Below are 21,134 nucleotides of genomic sequence, written 5' to 3' on the forward strand. Positions count from 1 at the left end.
CCATGCAGGACGACACACTCGAACCGGACCTAGACGATCTGCAGCGTCGGATGGAAGGCGCGATGAGCGCGCTCAAGACCGAATTCGCCAGCCTGCGCACCGGGCGCGCCTCGGCCAGCATGCTCGAGCCGGTCACGGTCGACGCCTATGGCGCGCAGACCCCGATCAACCAGGTCGGCACTGTCAACGTCCCCGAGCCGCGCATGATCACTGTCAATGTCTGGGACAAGGGCTTGGTCAGCAAGGTGGAAAAGGCGATCCGGGACTCGGGTCTCGGGATCAATCCCGTGGTCGATGGCACGATCATCCGCCTGCCGATACCGGAACTGAACGAGGAACGCCGCCGCGAGCTGACGAAGGTCGCGGCGCAATACGCCGAACACGCCCGCGTGGCCATCCGCAACGTCCGACGCGACGGGATGGACCAGTTGAAGAAGGCGAAGTCGGGGGGAATGTCCGAGGATGACCACAAGGTCTGGTCGGACGAGGTGCAGGAGCTGACCGACGCCGCGATCGCACGGATCGACGCGGCGCTGGCGGCGAAGCAGGACGAGATCATGCAGGTCTGACCGCCTGTCTGCCCGTCCCCGAGCAGGAGAACGCCTGTGCCAGATGGCCAGATGAACGCACGAATGCCCCGCCACGTGGCCGTCATCATGGACGGCAACGGACGCTGGGCCCAGGCCCGCGGGCGGCCGCGGCTTTACGGACATCACGCCGGCGCCAAGCGCGTGCGCGAGATCGTCGAGGCCTGTCCCGACTTCGGCGTCGAGTACCTGACGATCTTCGCCTTCTCGACCGAGAACTGGAAGCGCACCCAGGCCGAGGTTTCGGGGCTGATGCGGCTGTTCCGCCGCTATCTGACGCGCGAGGCGCAGGCGCTGTTCGAAAGCGGCGTGCGCGTGCGGTTCATCGGCGACCGCGTCCGGCTGGACGAGACGCTTGTGCGCATGATGGACGAACTCGAGCTGATGACGGCGGGAAACTCGCGCGTGCACCTGACCGTGGCGCTGAACTATGGCGGCCGCGACGAGGTGGCGCGCGCCACCAAGCGGCTTGCGCGCGAAGTGGCCGCGGGCCGGCTGGACCCCGAAACGGTGGACGAGACGACGCTGGCGCGGTTTCTCGACACCTACGTTCTGCCCGACCCCGACCTTGTCATCCGCACCAGCGGCGAGGCGCGGATCTCGAACTTTCTGCTGTGGCAGTCGGCCTATGCCGAATACGAATTCGTCGACACGCTCTGGCCCGACTTCACCCGCGCCGAATTCGCGCGCGTGGTCACGGGCTTTGCCAGTCGCGAACGGCGGTTCGGTGCCGTCCTGGGATGACGGCGTCCTCCGGGCAATGGGATGACCTGATCGCCCGGATCGGCTCTGGCGGTGTCCTTGCATTCGTCGGGATCGCGGCGATGTGGGCCGGCGGGCTTTGGTTTCATGTGCTTGTCGCGCTGTGTTCAGGTGTCATGGTCTGGGAACTGGGCCGGATGCTGGGCGGCGGCGTCGGCGTGCGCTTCCTTGGGATTGCGGCGGCCCTCGCCATCCTGGTGGCGGGCGAGCTTGCCCCCGCGCTGGCGCTACCGGTTCTTCTGGCCCCCGCGATCGTGGCCTATGGGCAGGTGCCGGCGCATCGCCCGATCTTCGCGGCCTACACCGCGCTCATCCTGTTGGCGGGGTTCGAACTGATGGCCGTGCGCGACGGGTCGGGGTTCGTCTGGATGGCCTGGCTGGCGCTTGTGGTGATCGCCACCGACGTGCTGGGCTATTTCGCCGGGCGGATGATCGGCGGGCCGAAGTTCTGGCCGCGGGTCAGCCCCAAGAAGACCTGGTCGGGCACCGCCGCAGGGTGGATCGGGGCGGCGGTCGTGGGCACGGGCTTCCTGGCCGCCACGGGCAGCGGCGCGGCGCTGATCGCGCTATCGGTGCTGGTGTCGATGGCCTCGCAGGCCGGTGATCTGGCCGAAAGCGCGATCAAGCGGATGGCGGGCGTCAAGGACAGCTCGTCGATCCTGCCCGGGCACGGCGGGCTTTTCGACCGGTTCGACGGGATGCTGGGCGCCTCGATCCTGCTTCTGGTCCTGTCCACCCTTTTCGGCTTTCCGCCGGAGGCGGTGCAGGGGGCGCAATGACACGGCGGGTGTCGATCTTCGGCTCGACCGGGTCGATCGGCTGCAACACGGTCGAACTGGTGGCCGCCGGCGGCCCCGCCTACAAGGTCGTGGCCCTGACCGGTGGGCGCAACGTCGCGAAGCTGGCTGAACAGGCACGCGCCCTGCGCCCCGAGATCGCCGTGACCGCCGATGAAGGCAGCCTTGCCGCCCTGCGCGACGCGCTGGCCGGCACCGGCGTCGAGGTGGCCGCAGGCGCGCAGGCGATCGTCGAGGCCGCGCATCGCCCGGCCGACTGGGTGATGTCGGCCATCGTGGGGGCGGCGGGGTTGCCGCCCGGGCTGGTGGCGGCCGGGCAGGGGGCGACGCTGGCGCTGGCCAACAAGGAAAGCCTTGTCACCGCCGGCCCGCTGCTGATGGCGACGGCGCGCGCTGCCGGCACCCGCATCCTGCCCGTGGACAGCGAGCATTCGGCGATCTTCCAGGCGCTCGTGGGCGAGGATATCGCCGCGGTCGAACGGATCATCATCACCGCCTCGGGCGGCGCCTTCCGGGACTGGCCGGCCGAGAAGCTGGCCACGGCCACTCTGGCCCAAGCCTCGTCCCATCCCAACTGGGCGATGGGGCAACGGATCACGATCGACAGCGCAAGTCTGTTCAACAAGGCTTTGGAACTGATTGAGACCAAGGAGTATTTCGGTGTCGACCCCGCGCGGATCGAGGCCGTGATCCACCCCGAAAGCCTGGTGCATGCGCTGGTGGGCTTCGTCGACGGCGCGCTGATGGCGCATGTGGGGCCGCCCGACATGCGCCATGCGATCGGCTTTGCGCTGAACTGGCCGGAACGCCGCGCGCTGCCGGTCGAGCGGCTCGATCTGGCGAAGATCGGCCAGCTGACGTTCCGGGCCCCCGACGAGGGTCGCTATCCCGCGCTTCGGCTGGCGCGCGAGGTGATGGCGCAGGGCGGTCTTTACGGCGCGGCCTTCAACGCGGCCAAGGAAGCCGCGCTGGATGCCTTCATCGAAGGCCGCATCGGCTTCGTCGAGATGGCCGGGGTGGTCGAGGACGTTCTCGAAAAGATGACCGACGAACGCCGCATGAATGCCGCGATCACCCTTGATAGGGTGTGGGAAACGGACCATGTGGCCCGCATAAGGGCCAACGAACTGATTTTGGCACGGCACGGGCAGGGCTGACGCGCATATGGATATTCTTGGACTGATCCCCTCGTTCGGCGGGCTTCTCTACACCATCGGGGCCTTCGTCGTGGCGCTGTCGGTGATCGTCGCGATCCATGAATACGGGCATTACATCGTCGGGCGCTGGTGCGGCATCAAGGCCGAGGTGTTCTCGGTGGGCTTCGGCCCGGTGCTCTGGTCGCGCCGGGACCGGCACGGCACGCAATGGCAGGTCGCGGCGCTGCCCTTCGGCGGCTACGTCAAGTTCCTGGGCGACGCCTCGGCGGTGTCCGACCGCGCCGACGAAGAGACGATGGCCCACCTCGACGCCAAGGCGCGGCGGCAGACCATGCACGGCGCGCCGCTTTGGGCGCGGGCGGCGACGGTGGCCGCGGGACCGGTGTTCAACTTCATCCTGTCGTTCTTCGTCTTCGCCGCGATCCTGATGTTGCGCGGCGTGGCGGCCGACCCGCTGACCATCGACACCATCCGCCCGCTGCCGGCCGCGGTGCAGGAGTTGCAGCCGGGCGACCAGTTGCTGGCGGTCGATGGGCGCGCGGTGCCACCGATGGAGGAACTGTCGGGGTTCCTCGAAAGCCTTCCGCTGCGCGAGACCCTGGATTACAGCGTGCGCCGCGACGGGGCCGAAACCCTGGCGCGGGCGCCCTATCCCTATCCGCCGATCGCCCTTGGCATCACGCCCGGTTCGGCCGCGATGGACATCGACATGCGCCCCGGCGACGTGATCCGGGCCATCGACGGAGAGCCCATCTTCGCCTTCTCGCAGTTGCGCGACCGTGTCGCCGAGTCGGACGGGCGTGTCCTGCTGCTCGAGGTCTGGCGCGATGGCGAAACGCTGGAATTCGCGCTGGCGCCGCGGCGCATGGACCTGCCGCTGTCCGACGGCGGATTCGAGACGCGCTGGCTGATCGGGATCACCGGCGGCTGGCTGTTCGAGCCCCAGACCACCGCGCCCACGCTGATCGAGGCGGCGCGCTACGGCGTCGACCAGACGATCTACATCATCCAGTCAAGCCTTTCGGGGCTTTACCACATGGCGGCGGGCCTGATCTCGACCTGCAACCTGCAAGGCCCGATCGGCATCGCCGAAACCTCGGGGGCGGCGGCCAGCCAGGGCTGGCTCAGCTTCATCTGGTTCATCGCGGTGCTGTCGACGGCGGTGGGGCTGCTGAACCTGTTTCCGATTCCCGTGCTCGACGGCGGCCATCTGGTGTTCCACGCCTGGGAGGCGCTGACCGGACGTCCGCCCAGTGACGGCGCGCTGCGGGTGATGATGGGGGCGGGTCTTGCGCTGATGGGGGCGCTGATGATCTTCGCGCTCTCGAACGACCTGCTGTGCCCCTGATAGCGGCCTGAGATCGCCGCCGCCCAGACCCGCAGCCCTGACCCGGCGCGCGGACCCGGCGCCCAAAAACGGCCACATTTTCAGGTCATGCTGCGCGCAGGCTGAAGATGGGACGCTTTCCATGACTGCACTGGCGCGCAGATATCGCGGCATCGCATTGCTGGTCGACATGAACCTCGACCGTCTGATCTATGCCCTTGCCATCGTCGGCGGGCTGGCGCTTGGAAGCTATCTCGGGACGACGGCGCTGCAGGGTCTGCAGTAATCGGCCACGGCCTTTCCTCCAAACCCCGTCCTGCGGTGCCCGTTGGCATCGGCTGTCGGCCGTCCGCGGACCCGATCCGCCGCTGCCGCACGGCGCAACGCTTTTGACATCCCGCCCACTTCGATTTACTCAGTTGCCAACAGGCAAAACAACGGGGCAGAGGCATGGCGGGACTGGGCAGCGTGCTGGGCAGCATCTCTGCAGGGGTAACCCTCGGCCTTCGCATCGGCGTGGCGCCGGTGCTTTTGTCGGCCGGCGCGGTCTCTTTCGTTCCGGCCGCGGCATTTGCCCAGACCTTCGAGTTCGACCGCTTCGTGGTCGAGGGCAACCAGAGGATCGAGCCCGCCTCGGTCCTGAGCTTCGCCGGCCTCGCGCCGGGCCAGACGCTGTCGGCCGGTCAGGTCAACGACGCGCTGCAGCGGGTGATCGCCTCGGGCTTCTTCGAAACGGTCGAGTTCGAGCCGCGTGGCGACACGCTTGTGATCCGCGTCGTCGAACGCCCGACGATCAGCGCGATCAGCATCGAGGGCAACGCCCGCATCGACGACGAAGACCTATTGCCGCTGCTGACCTCGGCGGGCTCGCGCGTCTTCACGGCCGATGCCGCCGAAGCCGACGCGCAGGCCATCATCTCGGCCTACGAGGCGCGCGGGCGCTTCGTAGCCAGCGTCACGCCCAAGATCATCCGCCGCCCCGACAACCGTGTCGATCTGGTCTTCGAGGTGGTCGAGGGCAACGTGGTCGAGATCGAGCGGATCTCGTTCGTCGGCAACACCCAGTTCTCGGACCGCCGGCTGCGGCGCGTGCTTGCCAGCAAGCAGGCGGGCCTTCTGCGCAGCCTCGTGTCCAGCGACACCTTCGTGGCCGACCGCATCGCCTTCGACCGCCGGCTTCTGACCGACTTCTACCAGTCGCGCGGCTTCATCGATTTCGTGGTGCTCGACGTCGCCAGCGAGTTCTCGCGCGAACGCAACGCGACCTTCCTGACCTTCACCGTGCGGGAAGGGCAGAAATTCGAGTTCAACAACATCCGGGTGTCGACCCTGCTGCCCGAGGTCGTCCTGCCCGAGTTCGAGCGGGTCGTGAACATCCGCGCCGGACAGACCTATTCGCCGGTGGCGATCCAGAACCTGATCGACCGGCTCGAGAACGTGGCGACGAACAACCAGCTCGATTTCGTGCGGGTCGATCCGGTGATCACGCGCGACGACCGCAACCAGACGGTCAACGTCGACTTCCAGCTTGTGCGCGGACCCCGCATCTTCGTCGAGCGGATCGACATCGAGGGCAACGCCACCACGCTTGACCAGGTGATCCGCCAGCAGTTCCGGGTGGTCGAAGGCGATCCCTTCAACCCGCGCGAGATCCAGCGCGCGACCGAACGCATCCGCGCGCTTGGCTTCTTCGAGACGGCCGAGGTCGACACCCGCCAGGGCTCGGCGCCCGACCAGGTGCTGGTCGACGTCAACGTGGTCGAGCAGCCCACCGGTTCGCTGTCCTTCGGGGCAAGCTATTCGGTCGACGACGGCATCGGGTTCATCATTGGCTTCTCGGAACGCAACTTCCTTGGCCGGGGCCAGACGCTCAGCTTCGATATCGCGGCGGGCGCGCAGAACGCGAATTCGCAGATCACCTTCATCGAGCCCTTCTTCCTGGGGCGCGACCTGAGCTTCCGGTTCAACGCCTATTACACCGAAAGCAGCTTCGACAACGTCAGCTACAACACCCGCCGCGTGGGCCTGACGCCCAGCCTGACCTTCCCGCTGAACGAGGCCGCGCGGCTGACGGTGGGCTACGAAATCAGCAAGGACTCGATCCTTGACGTCGACGAAGGCGCCTCGCCGATCCTGCAGGAAGAAGAGGGCAGCACCTACACCAGTTCGGTGTCCTACCTCCTGTCCTACGACTCGCGCCGCACGGGGCTTTTCCCCTTCGGCGGCTATCGCCTGACCTTCGGCCAGGAGTTCGCCGGCCTCGGCGGCGACAATACCTTCATCCGCACGACCGCCCGCGCCTATGCCGAGCGCGACGTGCTGGGCGAGGAAGTGACCCTGAGCACGTACCTCGAAGGCGGCGCGCTCAACTGGTTCGACGGCGACAGCACCGTGATCAACCGCTTCAATTCGTCCTCGAACGCGCTGCGCGGCTTCGCCAGCCGGGGGATCGGTCCGCGCGACACCAATGCCGAGATCGACGACGTCCTGGGCGGCAACTACTACATGGTCTTCGGCGTCGAGGCCGAGTTCCCCCTGGGCCTGCCCGAGGAATACGGCATCACAGCCGGGGTCTTCTTCAACGCGGGCTCGGTCTGGGGCCTCGACAACACCGACGGGGCGGGCGGGCCGGATTCGGTGGACGACAGCTTCGAACTGCGAAGCGCCGCGGGCGTTTCGATCTTCTGGACCACGCCCCTTGGTCCGCTGCGCCTCGATTTCTCGCAGCCGATCGACTCGAATCCGCTCGACGAGACGCAGAACTTCAACCTTTCCGTCTCGACCCGGTTCTGATGCGTCGCTGGGCGTCCGTCGTCGCCGCTCTCGCGCTGGCCCTGCCGGGGCCGGCGGCGGCGCAGGACCCGATCGCGGTGCCCTCGCCGATCCTCACGATCGATCAGGATCGGCTGTTCGAGGAAACCCGGCTGGGCCAGCACAGCACGCGCGAGATCGACGCGGCCGCCGAGGCGCTGACCGACGAGAACCGCCGGATCGAGGAAGACCTGCGCGCCGAGGAAATCTCGCTGACCGAGCGTCGCGGGTCGATGTCGGCCGAGGAATTCGCGGGTCTCGCCGATGCCTTCGACGCCAAGGTGCAGGCGATCCGGGCCGAGCAGGACGCCAAGGCCCGCGCCCTTGCCAGCCGCCAGGAAGAGGCGCGCCAGGCCTTCTTCGTGGAGGTGGCCGAGATCCTGTCCGAGATCGTGCGCGAGGAAGGCGCGGTCGTGATCCTTGACCGGCGGGATGTCTTCCTGTCGGCCGACCGGATCGACATCACCGACCAGGCGATCGCGCGCATCAACGCCGCTGGGCGGCAAACGCCCGCCGCGCCCGCACCCGCCACACCCGCACCCGACCCCGTGCCCGACCCTGTGCCCCCGCCCGCGGACCAATAGGCTTGTGCCCTGTCCGCGCCGTTGCTACGCAAGCGGAACCACCGATCTGACGGGACAGAGATGACCGAGACACGCAGCGCAGACATCGACCTGATCCAGCGGATCATTCCCCACCGCTATCCCTTCCTTCTGGTCGACAAGGTCATCGGGATCGAAGGCGCCGAACGCTGCGTCGGCATCAAGAACGTGACCATGAACGAGCCGCAGTTCACCGGCCACTTCCCGCAGACCCCGGTCTTTCCCGGCGTCCTGCTGGTCGAGGCGATGGCCCAGACCGCGGCCGTCATGGTGGGGGTGGACAAGAACCTCGCTGATACCGGCACGCTGGTTTATTTCATGGGGATCGACGCCGCCAAGTTCCGGCGCAAGGTCGTCCCCGGCGATACGCTGCGCCTCGAGATCGAGACCAAGCGCGGCGGCGGAAAGGTCTGGAAATTCGCGGGTCGCGCCATGGTCGACGGCGAACTGGCCTGCGAGGCCGAGTTCACCGCGATGATGGACCTTCCGAAGGCCTGATCTCATGTCCGTCCACCCCGAGGCGCACATCCACCCCACGGCGATCGTCGACGCGGGCGCCGTTGTCGGCTCCGGCGCCGAGGTCGGCCCTTTCTCGGTCATCGGCCCCGAGGTGACGCTGGGACCGGGCGTCGTGGTGAAAAGCCACGCCGTCGTGACCGGCGCGACCGACGTGGGGGAGGGCACGGTGATCTTTCCTTTCGCCTCGCTGGGCGAGATTCCCCAGGACCTGAAGTTCCGCGGCGAACGGACACGGCTTGTGATCGGCCGGCGCAACCGCATCCGCGAAGGTGTCACGATGAACACCGGGACAGAAGGCGGCGGCGGCGTCACGCGCGTGGGCGACGACTGCCTGTTCATGACCGGCGCGCATGTCGGCCACGACGCGCAGGTGGGCGACCGCGTCATCGTGGCGAACCAGTCGGCGATCGCGGGGCATTGCGTCATCGGCGACGACGTGATCATCGGCGGCCTCGTCGGCATCCACCAGTTCGTCCGCATCGGCCGCGGCGCCTTCATCGGCGCCGTCGCCATGGTGACGAACGACGTCATTCCCTATGGCATGGTCCACGCGCCCCGGGGCGAGCTCGAGGGGCTGAACCTCGTCGGCCTCAAGCGCCGGGGCCTCGCGCGCGAGGATATCCATGCCCTGCGCGCGGCCTACCAGACGCTGGCCCAGGGCGAGGGCGCCTTCCTCGACCGCGCCCGCCGCCTGAACGACGAGACCGACAATCCCTTCGTCCGCGAGATCGCCGAATTCATCCTGGCCGACTCGGGTCGCTCGTTCCTGACGCCGGGGTAGGGGCCGGTGCTGGCGCTGATCGCGGGGCAGGGGGCGCTGCCCGCCCTGGTCCTTCGGCGCCGCCCCGACGCCCTGGTGTGCGAGCTTGCGGGCTTCCCCTCGGGCCTTGCCGCCAGCCGGACCTTCCGCATCGAACGCCTGGGCGCGTTCCTTCAGGACCTGCGGACCGCCGGCGTGACCGAGGTCTGCCTGGCCGGCCGCGTCGGCCGGCCGCGGCTCGACCCGGCGGCGATCGACACCGCGACGCTTCCCCTCGTGCCGCGCATGATGGCGGCGCTGGCCCAGGGCGACGACGCGGCCCTGCGGCTTGTGCTCGCCTTCTTCGAAGAGGCGGGCTTCGCCATCCGCGCCGCCCACGACCTTGTCCCCGAGGTTCTGCCCTCCGAAGGCGTCCTGACCGGGGCCGCCCCCGGCCCCACGGTCGAGCGCGATCTCGCCCGGGCGCGCGCGGCCCATGCCGCGCTTGGCGCGGCCGACGTGGGCCAGGCGGTCGTCGTCGCCGAAGGCCAGGTCATCGCGGTCGAGGCGCTGCCCGGTACCGACTGGATGCTGACCTCGCTTCTGGCGCGCGATCCGGTCTTCGCGCCCACCGGCGGGCTTTTCGACGACCCGCTCGGCGTGGCGGCCGATGTCTTCGGGGGCGTCGCACAAGGCCCGCGGCCGCGCCGCGACCCGGCGCTGCCGGCCGGCGGCATCCTCTACAAGGCACCGAAGCCCGGACAGGACCGCCGCGTCGACCTGCCCGCGATCGGCCCCGAGACGCTGCGGCGCGCGGCGGCGGCCGGCCTTGAGGGCATCGTGATCGAGGCGGGCGGGGTCATGCTTCTTGACCGCGACGCGGCGCTGGCCGTCGCCGACCGGACGGGCCTCTTCCTCTGGGTCCGGCCCCCGGACAAGGCCGCGTGATGCGCGCCTTCCTGATCGCGGGCGAGCCCTCGGGCGACAAGCTGGGGGGCGCGCTGATGGCGGCGCTGGCAGAACTGGTGCCCGACATTGCCTTCGATGGGGTCGGCGGCCCGCTGATGACGGCCGAAGGCCTGCGATCGCGCTTTCCGATGGACGAGTTGTCGGTGATGGGCATCGCCGAAGTGCTGCCGCGCTACCGCCAGCTCAAGGCCCGCATCGCCGAAACGGCCGACGCCGTGATCGCCACGAAGCCGGATGTGCTGATCACCATCGACAGCCCAGACTTCTGTCTGCGCGTGGCGCGCCGCGTCCGCGCCGCCGATGCCTCGATCCGGATCGTGCACTATGTCGCGCCCTCGGTCTGGGCCTGGCGTCCGGGGCGGGCGGCGAAGATGGCCCGCCACATCGACCAGGTGCTGGCGCTTCTGCCGTTCGAGCCGCCCTTCTTCCAGGCCGTGGGCCTCAGGTGCGATTTCGTGGGCCACCCGATCGCCGCGGAACCACCGGCCACCGACGCCGAAATCGCCGCCTTCCGGCGCGGCGCGGGCCTGGGCGAGGCGCCGATCCTGCTGGTCCTGCCGGGTTCGCGCCAGTCCGAGGTGGCGCGTCTGGCCCCGGTCTTCGGCGCGGCCCTGGGCCCCGTCGTGGCCGCCCATCCCGGCCTGCGCGTGGTGGTGCCCGCCGCCGCCCCAGTGGCCGATCAGGTGCACGCCGCCGTCGCCGACTGGCCGGGCGCGCCCCATGTCCTCGATCCGCGCGCCATGGAGCCCGAGATCGCGCTCATGGCCAAGCGCGCGGCCTTCGCGGCGGCCCGGGTCGCGCTCGCCGCCTCGGGGACCGTGTCGCTTGAACTTGCCGCCGCGGCGACGCCGATGGTGGTGGCCTACGACATGTCCTGGCTCAGCTGGCAGATCATGTCGCGCATGGCGCGCATCGACACGGTGACGCTGGTCAACCTGGTCGCCGAAAGCCGCACGGTGCCCGAATTCCTCGGCCCCGCCTGCCAGCCCGCGCCCATCGCCGCCGCCCTGGGCGCGCTCATCGACGATCCTTCGCGCCGCACGCTTCAGCTCGAGGCGATGGCGACGACCATGGCCCGCCTTGGCCGCGGCGGCGCGGCGCCGGGCCTGCGCGCCGCCCGCGCCGTTCTGGACGGCCTGGGCTGGGACGCCGCATGAAGAGGCGCCCGGAAGCCCCTTCTTCTCTTTGAAAATACTCACGGGGGTCCGGAGGCCGTCAGCCCCCGGTTCACTGCCGGCGCCAGTGTATCAGCGCCCGCGCCAGATCCAGCCGCCGCCCAGAACCCGCGTGCCGCCGGTCTCGTAGAAGACGCAGGCCTGGCCCGGGCTCACACCTTCCTCGGGCGTCAGTAACTCGACCTCGGCTTCGGTCGCCGACAGCGGCCGCAGGATCGCCTCGCGCGGGGGGCGGGTCGAGCGGACCTTGACCGAGACGGGATACTCGGCGGCGTCCGCGAAGGCGCCGTCGCCCAGCCAGTTGACCTCGCGCACCGGAACGGTCCGGGTCGACAGCATCTCCTTCGGGCCAACGATCACGCGGCGCGTGTCGACATCGAGCTTCACGACGTAAAGCGGCTCGTCGAGACCGCCGATGCCCAGGCCGCGGCGCTGGCCGATCGTATAGTGGATCAAGCCGGTGTGCGTACCCAGCATGCGGCCGTCGGCATGCACGATCTCGCCCGGTTCGGCGGCGCCGGGGCGCAGCTTCTCGATGACGCTGGCATAGTTGCCGTTCGGCACGAAGCAGATGTCCTGGCTGTCGGGCTTGTCGGCCACGGCCAGCCCGTGCCGCGCGGCCAGCGCGCGGGTTTCGGCCTTGGTCGCAAGCCCGCCCAGCGGAAAGCGCAGGAAGTCCAGCTGTTCCGGCGTGGTCGAGAACAGGAAATAGGACTGGTCGCGCGCCGGATCGGCCGCCACATGCAACTCGGGACCCGCCGCGCCCGCCTGGCGCCGGATGTAGTGCCCGGTGGCCATGCAGTCGGCCTCGAGATCGCGCGCGGTCTCGAGCAGGTCCTTGAACTTCACCCGTTCGTTGCAGCGGATGCAGGGCACGGGCGTGGCGCCGGCCAGATAGCTGTCGGCGAATTCGTCGATCACCGCCTCGCGGAAGACGTTCTCGTAATCCAGCACGTAATGCGGAAAGCCCATCGTCTCGGCCACGCGGCGCGCGTCGTGGATGTCGACGCCGGCGCAGCAGGCGCCTTTCTTGGCAAGCGCCGCGCCGTGGTCGTAAAGCTGAAGCGTCACGCCCACCACGTCATAGCCTTCCGCCGCCAGTTCGGCGGCCACGACCGAGCTGTCGACGCCGCCCGACATCGCCACGACGACGCGCGTCTCGGCCGGCGGCTTGGGAAAGCCCAGCGAGTTCAGGCGGGGGGTATCGTCAAGCGCCATGGGTCAGGTGTCCGGCCGGGTTGGGGATGGGGAAGCGGAATGGCCGGAATATAGGAAAATGCGACATACTCACAAGGGCCGACTTCACCCCTCCTTAAGCGCGACCGGCCAGTCTGCCCCCCGGGTGAACGAAACTTGGGTGAGAGACGATGTATCTCAAGAAGATCGACGGGCCGCGGGCGGTGACGCTGCCGGACGGCTCGGTGATGACGCGCGCCGACCTGCCGGACCCCGACACGCGCCGCTGGGTCGCAAGCCGCAAGGCTGCGGTGCTGCGGGCGGTCAGGCATGGGCTTCTCACGCGCGACGAGGCGCTGACGACCTATTCGCTGTCGGCCGAAGAGTTCGACAGCTGGCAGGCCGCGGTCGAACAGCATGGCGAAGTCGCCCTGAAATCGACGGCGCTGCAACGCTATAGACAACCCTAGGTTGCGTTGCTATCGTCAAACGGGCGTAACCTGCGATTAACCATTCTCGGCCAGTGTGACGGTCACTGACGGTACGATTGCGGAGATCTGACATGCGCGTGCTTCTGGTCGAGGATGATCCGACGACTTCCCGCAGCATCGAGCTGATGCTGACCCATGCCAACCTGAACGTCTACGCGACCGACCTGGGCGAGGAAGGGATCGATCTGGCGAAGCTTTACGACTACGACCTGATCCTGCTCGACCTGAACCTGCCCGACATGCACGGCCACGACGTGCTGCGCCAGCTGCGCCTGGCCAAGGTCGACACGCCGATCCTGATCCTGTCGGGCGCCGACGACACCGAGAACAAGATCAAGGGATTCGGTTTCGGCGCCGACGACTATCTGACGAAACCCTTCCACCGCGAGGAACTCGTGGCGCGCATCCACGCGATCATCCGCCGCTCGAAGGGCCATGCGCAGTCGATCATCCGCACCGGACAGGTCTCGGTGAACCTCGACGCCAAGACCGTCGACGTCGACGGCAAGCCGGTGCACCTGACCGGCAAGGAATACCAGATGCTCGAACTTCTCAGCCTGCGGAAGGGCACGACCCTGACGAAGGAGATGTTTCTCAACCACCTCTATGGCGGCATGGACGAGCCCGAGCTGAAGATCATCGACGTCTTCATCTGCAAGCTGCGCAAGAAGCTGAGCGAGGCGACCGGCGGGCAGAACCACATCGAAACCGTCTGGGGCCGCGGCTATGTGCTGCGCGACCCCGATCCAAGATCCGTCGAACGGACCGTCGCGGCGTCGGCCTGACCGAGTTCCCTCCCGTCGTGACTGGACCTTCCCCCGGGGCGCGCCTATCACCTGACTAGGGCGCTCCGGGGGAGGTGCAGATGAGCAAGGACGTCGCTGTCGCGGATCTGGACGAGGCCGCCGCCCGGGCCGAGCTGACGCGACTTGCCCGGGAAATCGGCCGCGCGAACGCGGCCTATCACGGCGCCGACGCGCCCGAAATCTCGGACGCGGACTATGACGCGCTCAAGCGCCGCAACGCCGAGATCGAGGCCCGCTTTCCCCATCTCAAGCGCACCGACAGCCCCAGCGATCAGGTCGGTGTCGCGCCCGCCGAGGGCTTCGAGAAGGTCCGCCATGACGTGCCCATGCTGTCACTGGGCAACGCCTTCACCGACGAGGATGTGGTGGACTTCATGCGCGGCGTGCGCAAGTTCCTCGGCCTTGCCGAGGACGCCCCGCTGGACGTCACCGCCGAACCCAAGATCGACGGGCTGTCGCTTTCGCTGCGCTACGAGGGCGGCAGGCTGGTGCGCGCCGCTACGCGGGGCGACGGGACCGAGGGCGAGAACGTCACCGCCAACGCCCGCACCATCGCCGACATCCCCCACGCCCTGACGGGTCCGGCGCCCGAGGTGCTCGAGGTGCGGGGCGAGGTCTACATGGCGCATGACGACTTCGCCGCGCTCAACGCCCGGCAGGCGGCGGCGGGCGAACGGACCTTCGCCAATCCACGCAACGCCGCCGCCGGGTCGCTGCGCCAGCTCGACCCCGCCGTGACCGCCGCGCGGCCCTTGCGCTTTTTCGCCTATGCCTGGGGCGCCCATTCCGAACCGGTGGCCGAAACGCAAAGCGGCGCGCTTGCGCGGCTTGCGCAGCTGGGCTTCCGGGTGAACCCGCTGACCAAGACCTGCCCGACCACGGACGACATGCTTGCGCACTACCGCGCGATCGAGGCGCAGCGCGCGACGCTGCCCTACGACATCGACGGTGTCGTCTACAAGGTCGACGACCTTGGGTTGCAACGCCGGCTCGGCTATCGCTCGACCACGCCGCGATGGGCGATCGCACACAAGTTCCCCGCCCAACTCGCCTGGACCCGGCTCGAGGCGATCGACATCCAGGTCGGCCGCACCGGCGCGCTCAGCCCGGTGGCGCGGCTTCACCCGGTCACCGTGGGCGGCGTCGTGGTTTCGAACGCCACGCTCCACAACGAGGATTACATCGCTGGCCGCGACGCCAGCGGCAACCCGATCCGCGGCGGCAAGGACATCCGCGTGGGCGACTGGGTGCAGGTCTATCGCGCCGGCGACGTGATCCCCAAGGTGGCCGATGTCGACCTGTCGAAACGACCCGCCGATGCCGTGCCTTACGTCTTTCCCACGGCCTGCCCCGAATGCGGATCGTACGCGATCCGCGAACCCGGCGACGCCGTGCGCCGCTGCACCGGCGGCCTTGTCTGCCCGGCGCAGGCGGTCGAGAAGCTGAAGCATTTCGTCAGCCGCGCCGCCTTCGACATCGACGGGCTGGGCGCGAAGATCGTGGAAGAACTCTATCAGGACGGCTGGGTGCGCGAACCGGCCGACATCTTCGCGCTGGAAGCTCGCTATGGCCCCGGCAACCTGACGCAACTGAAGAACCGCGAAGGCTGGGGAGAGAAATCGGCCGCCAAGCTTTTCGCCGCGATCGACGAGCGGCGCACCATCCCGCTTGCGCGCCTGATCTTCGCCCTTGGCATCCGCCATGTGGGCGAGGTGGTGGCCGCCACCATCGCCCGCCACTATGGCACATGGGAAGCCTTCCTCGCCGCGATGGATGCCGCCGAGGTGGGGCAGGGCGCCGCGTGGGAGGATCTTCTGAACACCGATGGCGTCGGCGCGGTGATCGCCCGCGCCCTTGTCACCACCGTCCACCAGGAGGCCGAACGCGCCTCGATCGACCGGCTTGCCGCCCAGCTGCGCGAGATCGTCCCGCCCCAGGCGCAGGCCAGCGACAGCCCGGTGGCCGGCAAGACCGTGGTCTTCACCGGCACGCTGGAAAAGATGACGCGGGCCGAGGCCAAGGCCCGAGCCGAGGCGCTGGGCGCGAAGGTGGCGGGCAGCGTGTCCGCCAAGACCGACCTCGTGGTGGCGGGGCCGGGCGCGGGGTCGAAGGCCGCGAAGGCCGCAGAGCTGGGCATCGAGACCATCGACGAGGACGCCTGGCTCGCCCTCATCGGCGCGGCATGAGCGGCGCGGGCGTGTCGGGTGGACGGCCCGAGATCCTGTTTCCGCTCTTTGCGGCGATCGAGGGGCTGGCGGGCGTCGGCCCCAAGACCGCAGGGCTCTTCGCCCAGATGGGCGTCGACACGCCGCGCGATCTTCTGTTCACGCTGCCTTACGCGGCGATCGACCGGCGGCTTCGGCCCTCGGCGCTGGACATCCCGCCGGGGGCGACGGGCTCGGTCGAGGTGACGGTGGGCGCGCACCAGCCGCCGCGGCGCAAGGGCGGACCCGCGCGCGTCACGGTCGAGGACGCGCGAACGGCCTTCCAGCTTGTCTTCTTCCACGCCCGCGCCGACTGGCTGCGGCGCGAACTGCCCGAAGGCGCGCGGCGCATCGTGTCGGGCAAGGTCGAACTTTTCGACGGCCAGCTTCAGATGGTCCACCCCCAGTACATCCTCGCCCCCGACGCGGCGGCCGACCTGCCGGGGTTCGAGCCGGTCTATCCCTTGACGCAGGGTCTGACGCAGAAGCAGGTGGCGAAGGCTGCGCAGGCGGCGGTGGCGCGCGCGCCCGATCTGGCCGAATGGATCGACCCGGCGCTGAAGGCGCGGCGCGGCTGGCCCAACTGGCGCGCAGCGATCGGGGCGGCGCATGGGCCCGCTTCGGCGGCCGACCTCGCGCCCGAGGCGCCGGCGCGCCTGCGGCTGGCCTATGACGAGCTGTTCTCGCACCAGTTGACGCTGGCGCTGGCGCGCGCGCGCCGGCGCAAGCGGCCCGGCCGGTCGTCGGTGGCGACAGGGCGGCTGTCGTCGCGGGTGCTGGCGGCGCTGCCCTATCGCCCGACCGGCGCGCAGGAGCGCGCCGTGGCCCAGATCGCGGCCGATCTTGCCACCCCGGAACGCATGAACAGGCTCCTGCAAGGCGATGTGGGGGCAGGAAAAACCCTTGTCGCCTTCCTTGCCGCGCTGATCGTGATCGAAGCCGGCGGGCAGGCGGTGATGATGGCCCCGACCGAGATCCTGGCGCGTCAGCACCTGTCGGCGCTGGCCCCGCTGGCGCGGGCGGCGGGCGTCCGCGTCGAGATCCTGACCGGGCGCGACAAGGGCGCCGACCGCGCGGCGAAGCTTGCCGATCTGGCCCAGGGCCGCATCGCCCTTCTGGTGGGCACCCATGCCGTCTTCCAGAAAGGCGTCGACTTCGCCGACCTGCGCCTGGCCATCATCGACGAACAGCACCGCTTCGGCGTGGCGCAGCGGATGCAACTGGGCGCCAAGGGGCAGGGGGTCGACGTGCTGGTGATGACCGCGACGCCGATCCCGCGCTCCTTGTCGCTGGCGCAGTATGGCGACATGGACGTCTCGATCCTTGACGAAAAGCCGCCCGGACGGACGCCGGTCAGGACCGCGCTCGTCTCGGCGGGGCGCATCGACGAGGTGGTCCAGCATCTGCGCGACGCCATCGCCGATGGCCGGCGCGCCTATTGGGTCTGCCCGCTGGTCGAGGAAAGCGAGGTCATGGATCTGACCGCGGCCGAGGAACGCTTCGCCCATCTGCGCGCGGCCCTGGGCGACGATGCGGTGGGGCTTGTCCACGGCCAGCTTCCCCCGGCTGAACGCGACGCGGCCATGGCGCGGTTCGTTTCGGGCCGGACGCAGGTCCTGGTGGCGACCACCGTGATCGAGGTCGGCGTCGACGTGCCCGACGCCACGATCATGGTGATCGAGCGGGCCGAAAGCTTCGGCCTGGCGCAGCTGCACCAGTTGCGCGGCCGGGTGGGGCGGGGGCAGGCGGCGTCGACCTGCCTTCTGATGTTCCAGCCGCCCCTGACCGACGCGGGCCGCCGGCGGCTTGAAATCCTGCGCGACACCGACGACGGCTTTCGCATCGCCGAAGAGGATCTTGCCATGCGCGGGGCGGGCGACGTGCTGGGGACGGCGCAATCGGGCCTGCCCCGGTTCCGCATCGCCGACCTCGAGCATCAGACCGGCCTCATGGCGACCGCCCAGACCGACGCGCGGGCGCTTCTCGCCGAGGACCCGTCCCTGTCCACGCCGCGCGGGCAGGCCGCGCGGGTCCTGCTTTGGCTGATGGGACGGGACGAGGCGATCCGCCTGATTTCCGTGGGATAGCGGCCGGCCGCACCCCCTTGTTCCGCTTTGTTCGCGAATGTTCTTAAAAAGTTCTTTACACAGCGCCGCCGCTGTGAGAACAAAGAAGCAACACCACTGCCGAAGCGGAGATGCCCCGATGATCCAGGACGCCTACGACAGCCTTCGCCGCACCTACCCGACGCTGGTGCAGGATTTCCTTGGCGCCGCGGCGCTTGTGGCGCTGCTTCTGATCGGTCTGTATCTGCCGGGCCTTCCCGTTTCCGGCCTGTTCTGAGTTCCGCTCTGCCTGCGGTCTGACGTCCCCCTTCCGCATCCTGTCCCCAACGTCGATGCGCAAGACACTGTCCCATGTCCCCAGGGGTGCCTGCGCCCCGCCCGGGAGGTCAGACACGCCACTTCCGCCGCCGATCCGCCCGGGTCGTGCGGCGGTTTCTTTTTCCGGGCGCCCGCCGTCGGTGCGGGCTCGGCCTCAGAACGCCAGCGCAAGGCGCAGGCCACCCCAGTGGCGCCCGCCGACGCGGATCGGGGCCGAGAGGTCGCGCATCAGCGCGAAGGTCCCGCCGCCCATGTCGCGACGGTAGACCTGCAGAAGGAAGGGCCGGGTGTTGCGCCCGGCCTTGAGGCCCACGCGGTCGTCGAAGATGCGGCGGTTGCGGCAGTTGGCGGCGTTCCAGACCGGGTCCCGACCCTGGGGGTGCGAGAACTTGCGATTGTGCGTGGGCAGATAGCCGTTGCGATCGACCGCGGCGCAGAACACGACCTTGGGGTCGAGCGCCAGAAGGCGTTCCTGGACCTCGGGCAGAAGCCGGTCGGCGATCGCGGTGAAGCGCGTAAGGTGCTGCTGCGGGTCGGAGCCGGCGATGGGGCGATAGTCGGTGTCGAAAAGATCGGGCAGGCTGCACTGGCCGGCGGCGATCGCGCCGTCGAACAGCCGCCCGATGTCGGCCGCGGCGGCCTGAACCGCGGCGACGACGCGCCGGTCGCGGTCGGTTCCGCCGGTTTCGAGGGTGCGCTGCACCAGGTCTTCGCCCATGTCGATCAGCGCGTTCACGCGGCCACGGGCGTCGGCGATGTCGTCGCGCGTGCTGGTGATCGCCGCGCTCATCTGGTCGAAGGCCGGCCCGAAGACGCTTCCCGCCGCGCCGACGGCGTCGGATTCGCGGCAGATGGCGCCGGTGTCGCCGGCCAGCGTCGCAAGACCGGTGGCGATCGACCCGAGCGCCGCGTCTGCGGCCTGCGACCCGCTGCGCACGCTGGCGGCCTCGCGCGATATTTCCTCGGCCTCGCCACGCAGCTCGTGCAGAGTGCGCGACAGCGCGCCGATGCTTCCGGTGATCTCTTCGGCGGCGGTCGAGGTCTTGCGCGACAGGGCATTGATCGCCTCGGCCACCACCGAGAAGCCACGCCCGGCGTCGCCCGCGCGCGCGGCCTCGATCTTGGCGTTGATGGCCAGGATGTTCACCTGCCGCGCGATATCCAGGATTTCCTCGGTGCTGCGCGTGACGGTCCTCAGCGTCTCTTCGATCACGTGCATCCGCCGGTCGAGGTCTTCGACCCAGGCCGCGACAAGGCGGGTCCGTTCGCCCGAGGTGCGCAGCGTGGCCAGCGAGTCGTCGACCTTGCCGAGGATCGCGGCGGCCGAGGCGCCGGCGGTGTCGGCCGCGTCGCGCACCGCGGCGTTGGCCCCCGCGATCCGGTCCGCGCAGGCGCGCACCGCGGTCAGGATTTCGGCCTGCTGTCCCGCCTGGGCATCCACCGAATCGAGAAAGCCCGCGACATCCACGATCTCGCGCGAGAGGCGCGTGGCCACCCGCGCCACGCTTCCGTCGGACGCGCCAGCGTCCGGGACGCGCGCGTGACCATCGGCGGCTTCGGCCGGATCGAAATCTGCCCTGGGAATCATCTGCCCTCCGTTTCGGGCAGACTGGCCGAGATCGCTTTCGGCGCGGTTAACGGGTGATGGCGGCCGCGCGCGTCAGGAGGCCGCGCGTGTGGCGGCGTCGTCCATCGCTTCGACCACCGCCTCGAGCGCCAGAAGGATCGAGGCGTGGCGGTTGCGGAAGGCGCGCGCCGGCACAAGCACCTCGTAGGCCTCGAACGGGGGCGGCGGCACGTGGCCGTCGGCGGCCAGCATCGCCTGCACCTGATCGCGCAGGCCCGCCAGCGTGGCGCGGTCCTGCCCGATCACCTGCGCCCCGAGAATGGCGGCCGACGCCTGGCCCAGGGCACAGGCCCGCACGTCCTGCGCGAAGGCCGCGATGCGGCCGTTTTCGACCACGACATCCACGGTCACGGTCGATCCGCATTGCGGCGCGCGCCGGCGCACGGTGGCCTGCGGCGCGGGCAGGCGGCCGGCATGGGGAATGTCGGCGGCAAGGTCGAGGATCCGCCCCGAGTAAAGCTTGATCAGATCGCTGTCGGCCATGGCGGCTTTCCTTGCACGTCGCTTGCCCCTAGATAGGGCAGCCGCGCCTTCAAGGAAAGTACGTGCCATGCCCTTCGATCCCCGAACCCTGCGCTTCAACGAGGCCGGCCTCGTCCCGGCCGTGGCCCAGGAGGCCGCCACCGGCGAGGTGCTGATGATGGCCTGGATGAACGCCGAGGCGGTGGAGCGGACGCTGCGAACGGGACGCGTGACCTACTGGTCACGCTCGCGCGCGGAATTCTGGGAGAAGGGGGCCACCTCGGGCCATACCCAGCGGCTGGTCGAGATGCGCGTCGACTGCGACCGCGACTGCCTTCTGCTGCTGGTCGAGCAGGACGGGCCCGCCTGCCACACCGGGCGGCGGTCGTGCTTCTTCACGGCGGTCCGGGGGGGCGACGAGGTCGAGATCCTGACCCCGATGGCGTAAGGGGGCTGTCTGCCCCCTCTGCGCCCGGGGCGCATTCACCCCCGAGGATACTTCGAGGTCGATGGAGTGACCGGCGCCCGAGCGGGCGGCG

At 69.4% G+C, this 21,134-nt stretch carries 21 protein-coding genes; 18 read left to right on the forward strand and 3 right to left on the reverse strand.

The window, feature by feature from the left end; all coding sequences use genetic code 11:
• Positions 1-2 precede the first annotated feature (2 nt).
• From frr to lpxB, 12 genes are all read left to right on the forward strand, one after another.
• The gene (gene frr, locus ACRDNQ_RS06110) at positions 3-569 is read left to right on the forward strand and encodes a ribosome recycling factor (protein ID WP_431827740.1); all 567 of its coding nucleotides are present in this window, start codon (positions 3-5) and stop codon (positions 567-569) included.
• A 63-nt stretch (positions 570-632) separates the two neighbouring features.
• On the forward strand, positions 633-1,331 hold the full coding sequence (gene uppS / locus ACRDNQ_RS06115; RefSeq protein ID WP_431827741.1) for a polyprenyl diphosphate synthase: 699 nt from the start codon (positions 633-635) through the stop codon (positions 1,329-1,331).
• Positions 1,328-2,128: a phosphatidate cytidylyltransferase gene (locus tag ACRDNQ_RS06120; protein ID WP_431827742.1), complete on the forward strand. Its 801-nt coding sequence runs from the start codon at positions 1,328-1,330 to the stop codon at positions 2,126-2,128. Before uppS ends, ACRDNQ_RS06120 begins: the two co-directional genes overlap by 4 nt.
• Positions 2,125-3,303 carry a 1-deoxy-D-xylulose-5-phosphate reductoisomerase gene (gene dxr, locus ACRDNQ_RS06125; RefSeq protein ID WP_431827743.1) on the forward strand — a complete coding sequence of 393 codons (1,179 nt, stop codon included), beginning with the start codon at positions 2,125-2,127 and terminating at the stop codon, positions 3,301-3,303. The genes ACRDNQ_RS06120 and dxr overlap by 4 nt, the downstream gene beginning before the upstream one ends.
• Positions 3,304-3,310: 7 nt before the next feature.
• Positions 3,311-4,651 (forward strand): RIP metalloprotease RseP, encoded by a 1,341-nt coding sequence (gene rseP, locus ACRDNQ_RS06130; protein WP_431827744.1) that lies wholly within the window; start codon positions 3,311-3,313, stop codon positions 4,649-4,651.
• A 121-nt stretch (positions 4,652-4,772) separates the two neighbouring features.
• Positions 4,773-4,916 carry a hypothetical protein gene (locus ACRDNQ_RS06135; protein ID WP_431827745.1) on the forward strand — a complete coding sequence of 48 codons (144 nt, stop codon included), beginning with the start codon at positions 4,773-4,775 and terminating at the stop codon, positions 4,914-4,916.
• Between the two features lie 164 nt (positions 4,917-5,080).
• Positions 5,081-7,423, forward strand: a complete 2,343-nt coding sequence (gene bamA, locus ACRDNQ_RS06140) for an outer membrane protein assembly factor BamA (RefSeq protein WP_431827746.1) — start codon at positions 5,081-5,083, stop codon at positions 7,421-7,423.
• Positions 7,423-8,025: an OmpH/Skp family outer membrane protein gene (locus ACRDNQ_RS06145; RefSeq protein WP_431827747.1), complete on the forward strand. Its 603-nt coding sequence runs from the start codon at positions 7,423-7,425 to the stop codon at positions 8,023-8,025. Before bamA ends, ACRDNQ_RS06145 begins: the two co-directional genes overlap by 1 nt.
• 60 nt (positions 8,026-8,085) lie before the next feature.
• On the forward strand, positions 8,086-8,541 hold the full coding sequence (fabZ, locus tag ACRDNQ_RS06150) for a 3-hydroxyacyl-ACP dehydratase FabZ (RefSeq protein WP_431827748.1): 456 nt from the start codon (positions 8,086-8,088) through the stop codon (positions 8,539-8,541).
• Positions 8,542-8,545: 4 nt separating this feature from the next.
• The gene (gene lpxA, locus ACRDNQ_RS06155; RefSeq protein ID WP_431827749.1) at positions 8,546-9,343 is read left to right on the forward strand and encodes an acyl-ACP--UDP-N-acetylglucosamine O-acyltransferase; all 798 of its coding nucleotides are present in this window, start codon (positions 8,546-8,548) and stop codon (positions 9,341-9,343) included.
• 6 nt (positions 9,344-9,349) lie between these two features.
• Positions 9,350-10,249: an LpxI family protein gene (locus tag ACRDNQ_RS06160; protein ID WP_431827750.1), complete on the forward strand. Its 900-nt coding sequence runs from the start codon at positions 9,350-9,352 to the stop codon at positions 10,247-10,249.
• Positions 10,249-11,427, forward strand: a complete 1,179-nt coding sequence (gene lpxB, locus ACRDNQ_RS06165) for a lipid-A-disaccharide synthase (protein WP_431827751.1) — start codon at positions 10,249-10,251, stop codon at positions 11,425-11,427. Before ACRDNQ_RS06160 ends, lpxB begins: the two co-directional genes overlap by 1 nt.
• 90 nt (positions 11,428-11,517) lie before the next feature.
• Here the strand turns inward: lpxB and mnmA are convergent, their stop codons facing one another.
• Entirely contained in the window at positions 11,518-12,663 is a 1,146-nt protein-coding gene (gene mnmA / locus ACRDNQ_RS06170; RefSeq protein WP_431827752.1) for a tRNA 2-thiouridine(34) synthase MnmA, read from the reverse strand.
• Between the two features lie 149 nt (positions 12,664-12,812).
• Between mnmA and sciP the strand changes: the two genes are divergently transcribed.
• The 5 genes from sciP (at position 12,813) to ACRDNQ_RS06195 (ending at position 18,465) form a co-directional block, all read left to right on the forward strand.
• Positions 12,813-13,091 carry a CtrA inhibitor SciP gene (sciP, locus tag ACRDNQ_RS06175; RefSeq protein WP_431827753.1) on the forward strand — a complete coding sequence of 93 codons (279 nt, stop codon included), beginning with the start codon at positions 12,813-12,815 and terminating at the stop codon, positions 13,089-13,091.
• 92 nt (positions 13,092-13,183) lie between these two features.
• Positions 13,184-13,897 (forward strand): response regulator transcription factor CtrA, encoded by a 714-nt coding sequence (gene ctrA / locus ACRDNQ_RS06180; protein ID WP_431827754.1) that lies wholly within the window; start codon positions 13,184-13,186, stop codon positions 13,895-13,897.
• Positions 13,898-13,977: 80 nt separating this feature from the next.
• Positions 13,978-16,104, forward strand: coding sequence for an NAD-dependent DNA ligase LigA (ligA, locus tag ACRDNQ_RS06185; protein WP_431827755.1), 2,127 nt, complete (start codon positions 13,978-13,980; stop codon positions 16,102-16,104).
• Positions 16,101-18,209, forward strand: a complete 2,109-nt coding sequence (gene recG / locus ACRDNQ_RS06190; protein ID WP_431827756.1) for an ATP-dependent DNA helicase RecG — start codon at positions 16,101-16,103, stop codon at positions 18,207-18,209. Before ligA ends, recG begins: the two co-directional genes overlap by 4 nt.
• 118 nt (positions 18,210-18,327) lie before the next feature.
• Positions 18,328-18,465: a hypothetical protein gene (locus ACRDNQ_RS06195; protein WP_431827757.1), complete on the forward strand. Its 138-nt coding sequence runs from the start codon at positions 18,328-18,330 to the stop codon at positions 18,463-18,465.
• A gap of 195 nt (positions 18,466-18,660) precedes the next feature.
• Here the strand turns inward: ACRDNQ_RS06195 and ACRDNQ_RS06200 are convergent, their stop codons facing one another.
• Complete coding sequence (locus tag ACRDNQ_RS06200) at positions 18,661-20,094, reverse strand: methyl-accepting chemotaxis protein (RefSeq protein ID WP_431827758.1); 1,434 nt, start codon at positions 20,092-20,094, stop codon at positions 18,661-18,663.
• A gap of 72 nt (positions 20,095-20,166) precedes the next feature.
• Positions 20,167-20,616, reverse strand: coding sequence for an iron-sulfur cluster assembly scaffold protein (locus ACRDNQ_RS06205; protein WP_431827759.1), 450 nt, complete (start codon positions 20,614-20,616; stop codon positions 20,167-20,169).
• Between the two features lie 67 nt (positions 20,617-20,683).
• On the opposite strand from ACRDNQ_RS06205, the gene hisI reads away from it, so the two are divergent.
• A complete protein-coding gene (hisI, locus tag ACRDNQ_RS06210; protein ID WP_431827760.1) occupies positions 20,684-21,043 on the forward strand; it encodes a phosphoribosyl-AMP cyclohydrolase in 360 nt (119 codons plus the stop codon).
• Positions 21,044-21,134: the final 91 nt, after the last annotated feature.

Source organism: Saliniferula longa (assembly GCF_050789285.1).
GTDB lineage: Bacteria > Pseudomonadota > Alphaproteobacteria > Rhodobacterales > Rhodobacteraceae > CAVPWP01.